This is a genomic window from uncultured Mucilaginibacter sp. (genome assembly GCF_937859865.1).
Taxonomy (GTDB): Bacteria; Bacteroidota; Bacteroidia; order Sphingobacteriales; family Sphingobacteriaceae; genus Mucilaginibacter_A.
Genome location: NZ_CALMAT010000106.1, coordinates 3,269 through 13,659 on the forward strand (window position 1 = coordinate 3,269; position 10,391 = coordinate 13,659).

Here is a 10,391-nt window from a genome sequence, read left to right on the forward strand (position 1 = left end):
GGGTTGATGGAACTGTTCAGTCTTGGGTTGATGGAACTGTTCAGTCTTGGGTTGATGGAACTGTTCAGTCTTGGGTTGATGGAACTGTTCAGTCTTGGGTTTCTATTCGAAAGCAGAATCATATTACAAAGTTATCAATTTATCAATTTAAAAATTGCATCCATTGGTATGCAAACGGAATAGCCTGAATTTAAATATTCTGCATGTGTTACAGAAATTTCTCTATTATTTCTCCATTCAATAACAAACGGTATATATCTTGACACAAAGCCAATAACCACAAGTTTATTCTCTTCGCTCAATTCTATTATTGGACCTCCACTATTACCATAATATGCCGAGCAATCAATAATAAAATTCTTGTCTTCAAAATTTATTCCCCCAACGATCCCTTTTCTTAATAGTGGTTTACCAGGGTCAAAATGATTAGAGTTTTGAAAGATTAACGAAGTTGGAAATCCTACCAAATAAACATCATTAGCTATTTTTATCTTATTTAATAAAATTGTGGCGTCTTGTTTTATTGACAAAGTTTGTGATTTGCCTTCCTGAGCTATACTTATATATTCTTCAAATTCTCCTTTTTCTAAAGAACCAAATAGAATTGCAGCAACATCCTCACTTTTGCTATTTAGAACAGTAGCTTTGAGCATATCAAGTTCGAACATTCTAGCATCTTCATTTTTATCACCGTAATTTTGAGAGGAAACTAAAAGGGTATTACACCTAATGTTATCTTCATCAAATAAAACATGTCTGGCAGTAATCAAATAATCTAAGCCATTAAAGTTTAGTAAAAATCCTGATCCAGAAGATTTTCCTTGATCTAGACTTAATAATGTAGTATAAGTTAGATTATCTAAAAGTGTCCTATCTATCATATTATAAAATAATTCACTATAAAATCTATTTTAAAAACGTTAACTAATATTTTATTCTGATAAAAACAGTATCAGTTTACGATCCCGAAACATCACCAGAACCATGCACCACTTTGGAAACATTTTTTGGATGGCCGCTGTAACGGATATCACCGGAACCGGAAACCGAAGCATCCAGTTTTTCACTGGCATAAATAGAAGCATCGCCGGAACCTGAAATGCGGATAGCGGTAGATTTAGTCATCAAACCATTGCCGTCGAAATCACCGGAGCCGGAAATGGCCACGTTAGATTCATCTGCCCGGCCAGCAATTTTAAAATCACCGGAACCTGAAATGGCCGCCTCCAAAGTTTTTACATTCACTTTTCCCGAAAAATCCCCTGATCCGCTTAAACGCAATTGTAAATTGTTCGTGTTAAACTGGTTTTCTATTTTTAAATCGCCCGAACCGCTTACGCCAATGCTGTTCAAATCCTTTGCTGTTACATAAATGGTAACTGTTTTGTTGTTCCAGAAGTTGCCTGTTCCCCAGCTATGGTTGTTTTTAGAATGGATCATTAGCGTTCCGTTTTTTACTTCGGTAACCACTTCATTGATTACGTCGGCATCGGCTTTCACACGTACAGATTCTGTGTTTCCCTGGCTCAGCACCACATCAAAAGAACCGGAGGAAGCAAGCGCATGAAAGCCGGAAAGTTTGCGGTCTTGGGTTTCGATACTGCTGTGTGCAAGAGGAATTTTAACGGAGCCCGCAAAAGTTAGTGAACTTGTTGCCAAAAGCAAAAAGGCAAATGCAAAGGGTTTTAAAGTTGGTTTCATGGGTTTAGTTTTTAGGTAAGATGCTGTTTGATGCCAAATGGTTACAGTAAAATCAAAATTTAATCTACCAGCACGCCAATGTAATAATTAAAAGTATCAACCTCAATATTGTCTTTAGTTGCTGTTGCCAAATTTATAGGGGTAAAAGAAGCATTTGAATCAAGGGAAGAAATTGATTTTGAAGGCAAAGTTTACAGTTATAAATATTTATCAATCAATTCTTTCAGTTTCGGATCGCTCGGGCGTGGTGCATCAGCATTTATTATTTTGCCATCCTTGCCTATTAACATGTATCTTGGAATTGAATTTATGCCATATTGTTTTACAAATGGCGATTTATCAAAATTCAATAACAAAAAATTATTCTTGTTTTCTAAAGATTCTTCTTTACTGGCTTTTAACCAATCGTTGATTTTAGCGTCGGAAGATATACTTACAAAAGCAATATTTTTACCCTTATATGCTTTTTTTAGCAGATCAAAATAAGGCATTTCTTCCCGGCAGGGCGAACACCAACTTGCCCAAAAATCGAGTAAGGCAATTTTGCCTTTGTAATTAGCGATTACTGCTTGAAAATCCTGTACAGTTTTACCATCAGCAGATGATAGTTTGTTACTGCCTTTGATGTATAAATCCGCGTTTTTTTCATTTAACATGTTCGCTATGATTTTTTTATAGCCCTCATTTTCACATAAGATATTGAATTTATCAAGGTAAGTATTTGATATAGCTACATCATTATTATAGGCTCTGTACAAGGTATTCGACAATAAAAAATCTCTTGTAATCCCTGTAAAGTTTTTACTAACAAAGTCAAATCTTTTTATAAAATCAGCATTGCTGGTGATGAGCGGATTTGGACGGTTGCTTGTAATTAAAGAAATAAGCGTGGCACAAGCATTATAATAGATTTGGTATGGCACAAAGCCAATATTTTTAATGGTTGTTAATTTTTCAGAAATTAACTTGCTGTATAAATTTTGTTTATCCAACAACTCCCGATTGTTATAATACAGTAGAAGGGAATCGTTAAGTGCTTTACTTTTGATACTGTTAATAGCAATTTCAGTAAAACTATCGTTAACAGGGGATTGCCTGACAAAAAAGTTTAAAAATTGTAACCGGCTATCTTTTATGGTATTAATTGTTTTTTCAAAAGAATGGATACTATCTAATGTATTTACTTTTTTAAGATAGGGCATAGTTTGAAGAGCGTAATAAACGTTCCCTGTTTTTTGAACTAACTTTCTAAAAAAGTTAAGTTCGTTTGTCCTTTTGGCATTGCCCTGAATATACATTTGGACAGAATCACTTCCGGCATATTTAACATTTATCTTTTCACCGGGATAAATTAAAAATGGGGTTTGCTTGGCACTTGATTCAAGCAGCAATGTTGGGGCATTCAAAAGTAGATTTCTACTCTCTCCAGTAATAACGACAGGATGGCCGAATGCTAAAGAGTCATGATAATAAAAATTCAACCTTTTATTTTTATGATCAGCTACCGTGTTAGAATCTATTGAAAAAAAGACAAAATTGGCTGTTTGATCTCCTGCTTTTTTCCTGAAAATTTTACCCGTTTTATTATAATTAAAAGTAAAAGATAATATTACTACAGATGATAATATAACTCCAATGTTTGCTACAACTTTCATGGCCTTTTTGTTAAATAAATATACAATTAAACCTGTGTCTTTTATATTAGAACACCAATTTTTATGTGGTAAAAGAAGTATATTTAAAATCCAAGAGTTAAAACCTATCTTGGCGATACTTTCAATCATTATAAAATCAAAACTAATCTACCAGCACGCCAATGTAATAATTAAAAGTATCAACCTCAATATTGTCTTTAGTTGCAGAGGGCAAATTTATAGGGGTAAAAGAAGTACTTAAATCAAAAAACTGGTATTCGCCGCCTTTTACCCTGAGTTTTACCGGCATCTTAAAGCCGTTTACATCCGCAATCCATCGCCCTAAAAGTTGGTTGTTTTGAAAGCAAAATTCTAAAACTGGAATGTTTTTATAACGAAGGTATTGATCAAAAACCGAAGTTAGGTTTAAGCCGGATTGCTGGTTGATGTAACCCACAATTTGTTCGGTAGTAACGGTTTGGTGATAAAAGGTTTTATTTAAACCGCGCAAAATATCACGCCATTTTTCATTATTGTTGATGATCGTGCGGATCATGTTCAGCAAATTGCCACCTTTGTAATACATATCGCCCGAACCTTCCTTGTTCACATTATAAGGGCCGATTATGGGTTCATCGTTTTGGATGGCGCGGCGTGTCCCATGCACGTATTCCTGGCCGGCCTGCTTGCCAAACTGCTGCTCTACAAAAAGCGATTCCGAATAATTGGTAAAGCCTTCATGAATCCACATATCGGCCACATCTTTATCCGTAATGTTGTTGCCAAACCATTCGTGGCCGCTTTCGTGCACCACAATAAAATCCCATTTCATTCCCCAGCCTGTTCCCGAAAGGTCTCGGCCCAAATAACCATTTTGATAATGGTTGCCGTAAGCCACGCCGCTTTGATGTTCCATGCCCAAATGTGGTGTTTCAATCAGTTTGTAACCATCTTCGTAAAAAGGGTAGGGGCCAAACCAGTGTTCAAAAGCGGTAAGCATGGGTTTTACATTATCGCCGAATTGTTTTTTCGCCTTGTCGAGATTGGCCGGCAAAACCCAGTAATCCAACGTCAGTTTGCCTTTTTCGCCGGTAAAAGAATCATTAAAATGAACGTAATTGCCAATGTTCGCTTCCACATCATAATTGTTGATCGGATTTTTTACCGCCCAATCAAAACAGGTATAACCATTATTTAGTTCCGTTACTTGGCGCAACCTGCCGTTAGAAACATCTTTTAAACCTTTCGGCACGCTGATGCTGATGAGCATACTGTCCACTTCATCGCTTAGATGGTCTTTGTTCGGCCACCAAACACTGGCGCCCAAACCTTCGCAAGCGGTAGCAACCCAGGGTTTGCCTTCAGTATCTTGGGTAAAAACAAAACCGCCGTCCCATGGCGCACGTTTGGCTACACGGGGGTTGCCGGAATAATAAACCGTAAATGCTTCTTTTATGCCCCTTTTTATAGTGTTGGGGAAGGTGAGGAAAACCGCATTTGCTTCTCGTGTGTAAGGCAAATTTTTCCCGTGGAAAACTACTTTTTCTATTTTTAAATTAGCAAAAAGGTCGAACTGCAATTGCTTAAAATCCTGCGTTGCCGTAAACCTGAATTCGTTGCTTCCGCTGATAAACTTCTGTTCGATATCCACTTTCACATCCAAATGGTAATAGTTGATATCGTAACAAGTGCGCAACGGCGTCAACATGCCGCGCAATGTATCGGCACGGGTAAACGTTGGTTTTGGCTGAAGCAATTGCGCCTGACTATAATTAATCAGGCACAAAAAAAAGGGTGATAAAAGAAGTATTGGTTTTTTGAAGATCATACTATTTCAACACTTCCACATCAATAAAACTATCGTTAAAAACCGTTTCTGTTGCTTTAACGTAGTCGCTTGCTGCAGCTTTGTACGGGTTGTCTACAAACTTTTGCGGGTTACGGGCAAACAGCGGGAAAGCGGTACTTTGCACCTGGATCATCAAACGGTGGCCTTTTTTAAAGGTGTGGAGAACATCCTGCAAACGCACGTTCACGTCTGTTTTTTGATTGGCTACCAAAGCTTCTGGTTTTTCAAAGCTGTGGCGGAAACGGGCCGGCATTATTTCTGATCGCACCATTTGCTCGTAATTGCTCATCAAAATATTTTTATTGGGCTGGTTGGGATTGTTGGGCTCGTCCGCCGGATAAACGTCTATCAGTTTCACCACAAAATCAGCATCTGTTCCGGTAGAAGCAATTTTTAGGTGGGATAAAATCTCGCCGCCCAATGTCATGTCGTCCTGCAAAACATCGGTTTGATAAACCAAAACATCCGGCCTGCGGCCTGCAAAACGCTGGTCTTCGCTCATGTAATTGTGCGGCGTAAAACCCATTGTGGTGGTGTTGTCTTCAGTATAAGGAACCGGTTTTGCCGGATCGCTTACGTAAGACATCGAACCGGTTGAAGCAGGGGCAGTCATGGTAATTTTTCCATCAGCGCTTAAATATAATTTTTGGTGCGAAGCATTGGCAGCAGGCCATTGTGGGAAAGTTTCCCATTGTTTTTTGCCCGTATTAAACATGTAAGCTTCCGGCAAACCGGAATTTTTATCGCCATTGCCTTTTAAAAAGTGGTTAAAGAATTTGGCTTCAATATTTTTTTGGTAAAAAGTAGCAATGCTATCGCCAAAATAAACATTAGAATGAAAAGTATGCCCGGTTTCACGCGACCATCTTCCATGTCCAAAAGGCCCCATCACAATCGTGTTATAAGCACTTGGATCGGTTTTATGGATTTTCTTGAACATATCCAACGGGCCGGAAAGATCTTCTGCATCAAACCAGCCGCCAACAAACATCACCGCAGGTTTTACTTTGTTAAAATGGCGCGGCAAGCTTCTTTTCTGCCAAAACTCGTCGTAGTTTGGATGGTTGATGGTTTCCTGCCAGAAGAAATTGTCGTGGTAATATTTATCGGCGTTGGTAAGCGGGCCCATATCCAATAAAAACTGGTAGCCATCTTTCGTTCCCGGATTAAACATTTGGCTTGCATACCAAGCATTTCCGCTGGTATCTGCTTTCGTTTTTTGAACGCCAAAAACCGGATACGTAAAAAAGTAAGACTCCAGCAAAGAACCATTGTGGTGGAAATCATCAAAAAAGAAATCGGAAATTGGGGCTTGCGGAGAAGAAGCTTTCAAAGCCGGATGGTTGGACAAAATACCGGCCGCTGTATAAAAACCGGGATAAGAAATTCCCCATTGGCCCACTTTGCCGTTGTTATTGGCCACGTTTTTTACCAGCCAGTCAATCGTATCATAAGTATCCGAAGGTTCGTCTACCTCTGTTTTGCCTTTTTTATTGTCAATAACCGGCGTCATGTTCGTCCAGCTTCCTTCGCTTTTGTAACGGCCGCGCACATCCTGATAAACCACAATATAACCTTCCTTCATCATCGTTTCCGACGGGCCTAAAATCCTCGGAAACTTTCCGGCCCCATAAGGTGCCACGCTGTAGCCGGTGCGCTGCATACACATTGGATATTTTTTTTGCGGGGAAGCATCTTTGGGCGTATAAATAGAAGTAAAAAGCCGGATGCCGTCGCGCATGGTGATGTATGCATCCTTTTTGGTGTAGTTTTCGCTGGCATAATTGCTTTGTGCCGAAGCGAAATCAATAAAATTTAGAGTAAGCAGCAGGAAAAGGTATATTTTTTTCATTTAACAGAAATTTGAACTGCTAATTTAAAAAAATATCAACAGGAGAAAAGTATTGTGGTTGTTACATGCTTCTTTTATCAGGGATTTTTTAGGATTGAAGGATTTTTAGAATTGATTACACTGATTTTTAGGTGGTAAAAGAAGTATAAAACTGGATCAAAATATACTTTCCGACAATACTTCTTTTACTATATATAATTTGTGTCAAATTTTTTCCTGTGCAATCAACCAGGATTAATTTTTGTTGATAAAGGAAAATTTACCATTATGAAAGCAATTCAAATTCATCAGTTTGGCGGGCCGGAAGAATTAAAATATGAAGAGGCGCCAATGCCAAAAATTAACCCGGATGATGTGTTGATCAAGGTATTTGCAACCAGCATTAACCCGGTAGATTGGAAAGTACGTGAAGGCGAAATGAAGCAAATCCAGTTTAAATTTCCACTGATTTTAGGCTGGGATGTTTCGGGCGTAATTACCGAAGTAGGAAGCGACGTGAAAAATTTTGAAGTTGGCCAAGAGGTTTATAGCCGGCCAGACTTGCCTAGAAACGGGACTTATGCAGAATTTGTAGCCGTAAAAGCAGGCAGTATCGCCGAAAAACCACGTTCAATTTCCCATGTGGAAGCTGCTTCTATTCCGCTGGCCGGGTTAACTGCATGGCAAGGCATCTTCGATCATGGAAAATTAGAACTCGGCCAGAAAATCCTGATCCATGGTGCATCAGGAGGCGTAGGCACACTTGCTGTACAATTAGCAAAGTGGAAAGGTGCTTATGTAATCGGAACAGCTTCCGAAAACAACATTGATTTTTTAAAGGAACTTGGTGCGGATGAGGTAATTGATTACAAAAATCAGCAATTTGAAAAAGAACTGAAAGATATTGATGTTGTGTTTGATACCATTGGCGGCGAAACGCAGAAAAAATCAGTAGAAGTTTTAAAAACAGGCGGCATATTGGTAAGTACGGTTGGCGTGCAGGATGAGGAAGCTTTTAAAGCGAAAAATATACAGACACATCAGTTTATGGCGCAATCGTACCCAGAACAGCTGAAGCAAATGGCCGATTTGGTTGATTCCGGGAAATTAAAACCGATTATCAACCAGGTTTTTCCGCTCGAGGAAATTGCCAAAGCACAAAAAGTAAGCGAAGAAGGACATACCCGCGGCAAAATTGCGATCAAAGTAATTTAATACGTCCTTAAAACTTGCAATGCTGTTTTTACCATACTTATTTTGGATTGAGCAGAAGGCAACCTGCTCAATTTTTTTGATTTAAATTTATAAAAACAAAATCACGTTTTTTGGAAAAATCAATACCAGGAAATTTTCCATGATGCTGTTTTTACCGGTTAAATTTGGTCATCGTCAGTTCCGTTCCAACCGCAACAAAACTTTTAACCATTTCGATGGAACGATCAATCAAAGCAGGCAGTTCCAATTGTTCTTCCTTATCAAACCCGCTTAAAACATAATCAATTTGCCTTCCTTTCGGGAAGTTGTCGCCAATGCCGAAACGCAAACGCGCGTAATTGTTGTTGCCCAAAGTTAGTTCGATATGTTTTAAACCGTTGTGGCCCGCCGCGCTTCCTTTTGGTTTCAGGCGTAGAGTCCCTAAAGGCAAAGCCAAATCATCCACAATCACCAACACGTTTTCTACCGGAATTTTCAGTTCTTTCATCCAATGGTTCAACGCTTTTCCGCTCAAATTCATGTACGTGGTTGGTTTGATAAGGTGAAGTGTGCGCGCTTTGTAATTTACTTCGGTGTAATACGCCAGTTTCATGTTGTAAAACTTGGCCGATTCCTGCCTGGCCAGTTCGTCCAAAACCATAAAACCGATGTTGTGGCGCGTGTCTGCATATTCCGGGCCGATGTTGCCGAGGCCAACAATTAAGTATTTCATTTCCCGCAAAGGTAATACTGTTTTTAGGTGCATAAAAAAAGCCTTCAGTTTTTAGGCTGAAGACTTTTGTGCAATAAAAGAAGTATGCTTATTTTTTATTGGAGGTTACTTCCTGTTCTGCCTGGCGCAAGGCACGTGAAGTAGTTACAGAAACGATGGTATCTTCGGGCGCGTTGGTGATGGTTAAGTTAGGCAATTTGATTTCGCTCACTTTAACCGATTTGCCAACTTCCAGTGTTTCGATGCTGACATCAATGGTATCCAAAAGGTCTTTCGGGAAACCCTTTACGCGCAGTTTACGCAGTTTTTGTACCAGTTTGCCACCGGTTTTTACGCCTGGCGAAGTTCCGGTCAGGCGGATCGGAATTTCCATCGTAATCGGTTTACTTTCGTTTAGCAATAAAAAGTCGATATGGATCAACTGATCGGTTACCGGATGAAATTGTGTAGCCTGAATAATGGCCTGGCTTTTGGTACCGGCAATATCTAAATCTATGAAATGAACCTCGGGTGTGTAAATTACCGGTTTCAAATCAGCTGCAGACACAGCAAAGTGGGTTTGTGTTGCCCCACCATAAAGAACTGCCGGCACTAAGCCTTGGTAACGCAGCTCTTTAGCGTCTCTTTTCCCTACGTTCTCTCTGGGAGAACCGCTAATAGCAATTGATTTCATTGTTGTTGTTGTTTATGTATTTGTATTTGTTTGTTTGTTTGTTTGTTTGTTGCTGTCAGCCGTCAGCTTTCGGCTCCTTGCATCCGCCGATTGCTGAAAGCTGACATCTGAAAGCTCTTCTCACTCCACACTAAAAAGCATACTAATAGAACCATGTTCGTTTACATTGGCAATAGCACTGGCAAATAATTTGGCGGCCGAAAGTACGCGTATTTTGCTGCTTTGCTGTTTTAACGGAATGGTATCGGTAACAATCAGTTCGGTTAATGCCGAATTTTCAATCGTGTTATAAGCATCGCCGGATAAAATCGGATGTGTACAAACAGCCCTTACACTTAATGCGCCGCGGTCCATAATTAATCCTGCCGCTTTAGCCAAAGTGCGTGCCGTATCGCACATGTCGTCAATTAAAACAATGTGTTGATCGGTAACATCGCCAATCACCGTCATGGATTCAATTTCGTTGGCGCGTTTACGCTGTTTATCACAGATCACAACTTCGGCATTAAAAAATTTGGCAAAACTACGTGCGCGATAAGAGCCGCCCATATCCGGCGAAGCAATCGTTAAATTCGGCAAGTTTAAACTTTTGATGTAGGGCACGAAAATAACCGAAGCATCCAGATGATCTACCGGAATATCAAAAAAACCTTGTATCTGAGCGGCATGCAAATCCATCGTCATGATGCGGTTGATGCCTGCTGCGGTTAATAAATTGGCAACTAATTTTGCACCAATGGCGACACGCGGCTTGTCTTTCCGGTCTTGCCGCGCCA

Annotated in this window: 10 protein-coding genes; 1 reads left to right on the top strand and 9 read right to left on the bottom strand. The window is 39.6% G+C overall.

Translation table 11 applies throughout. The features are described from left to right. Positions 1-134 precede the first annotated feature (134 nt). From Q0192_RS11005 to Q0192_RS11030, 6 genes are all read right to left on the bottom strand, one after another. Positions 135-881 (bottom strand): serine protease, encoded by a 747-nt coding sequence (locus tag Q0192_RS11005; protein ID WP_299289532.1) that lies wholly within the window; start codon positions 879-881, stop codon positions 135-137. A 76-nt stretch (positions 882-957) separates the two neighbouring features. Beyond that, on the bottom strand, positions 958-1,701 hold the full coding sequence (locus tag Q0192_RS11010) for a head GIN domain-containing protein (RefSeq protein ID WP_299289533.1): 744 nt from the start codon (positions 1,699-1,701) through the stop codon (positions 958-960). Positions 1,702-1,760: 59 nt separating this feature from the next. Then, positions 1,761-1,889 carry a hypothetical protein gene (locus Q0192_RS11015; protein WP_299289534.1) on the bottom strand — a complete coding sequence of 43 codons (129 nt, stop codon included), beginning with the start codon at positions 1,887-1,889 and terminating at the stop codon, positions 1,761-1,763. Positions 1,890-1,898: 9 nt separating this feature from the next. Then, a complete protein-coding gene (locus Q0192_RS11020) occupies positions 1,899-3,485 on the bottom strand; it encodes a TlpA disulfide reductase family protein (protein WP_299289535.1) in 1,587 nt (528 codons plus the stop codon). Positions 3,486-3,498: 13 nt separating this feature from the next. Then, entirely contained in the window at positions 3,499-5,163 is a 1,665-nt protein-coding gene (locus tag Q0192_RS11025; RefSeq protein ID WP_299289536.1) for a M1 family metallopeptidase, read from the bottom strand. A 1-nt stretch (position 5,164) separates the two neighbouring features. Continuing rightward, the gene (locus Q0192_RS11030) at positions 5,165-7,036 is read right to left on the bottom strand and encodes a CocE/NonD family hydrolase (RefSeq protein WP_299289537.1); all 1,872 of its coding nucleotides are present in this window, start codon (positions 7,034-7,036) and stop codon (positions 5,165-5,167) included. 267 nt (positions 7,037-7,303) lie between these two features. Here Q0192_RS11030 and Q0192_RS11035 point away from each other — a divergent pair, with 267 nt between their 5' ends. Continuing rightward, positions 7,304-8,230 (top strand): NADP-dependent oxidoreductase, encoded by a 927-nt coding sequence (locus tag Q0192_RS11035; RefSeq protein WP_299289538.1) that lies wholly within the window; start codon positions 7,304-7,306, stop codon positions 8,228-8,230. Between the two features lie 151 nt (positions 8,231-8,381). On the opposite strand, the gene pth is transcribed toward Q0192_RS11035, so the two are convergent. The 3 genes from pth to Q0192_RS11050 all read right to left on the bottom strand — a co-directional run. Continuing rightward, positions 8,382-8,942, bottom strand: a complete 561-nt coding sequence (gene pth, locus Q0192_RS11040) for an aminoacyl-tRNA hydrolase (RefSeq protein WP_299289539.1) — start codon at positions 8,940-8,942, stop codon at positions 8,382-8,384. Positions 8,943-9,030: 88 nt separating this feature from the next. After that, positions 9,031-9,615 (bottom strand): 50S ribosomal protein L25/general stress protein Ctc, encoded by a 585-nt coding sequence (locus Q0192_RS11045; protein WP_299289540.1) that lies wholly within the window; start codon positions 9,613-9,615, stop codon positions 9,031-9,033. Positions 9,616-9,735: 120 nt separating this feature from the next. Further along, on the bottom strand, positions 9,736-10,391 hold a 656-nt coding region (locus Q0192_RS11050), incomplete at its 5' end, for a ribose-phosphate diphosphokinase (protein WP_299289541.1).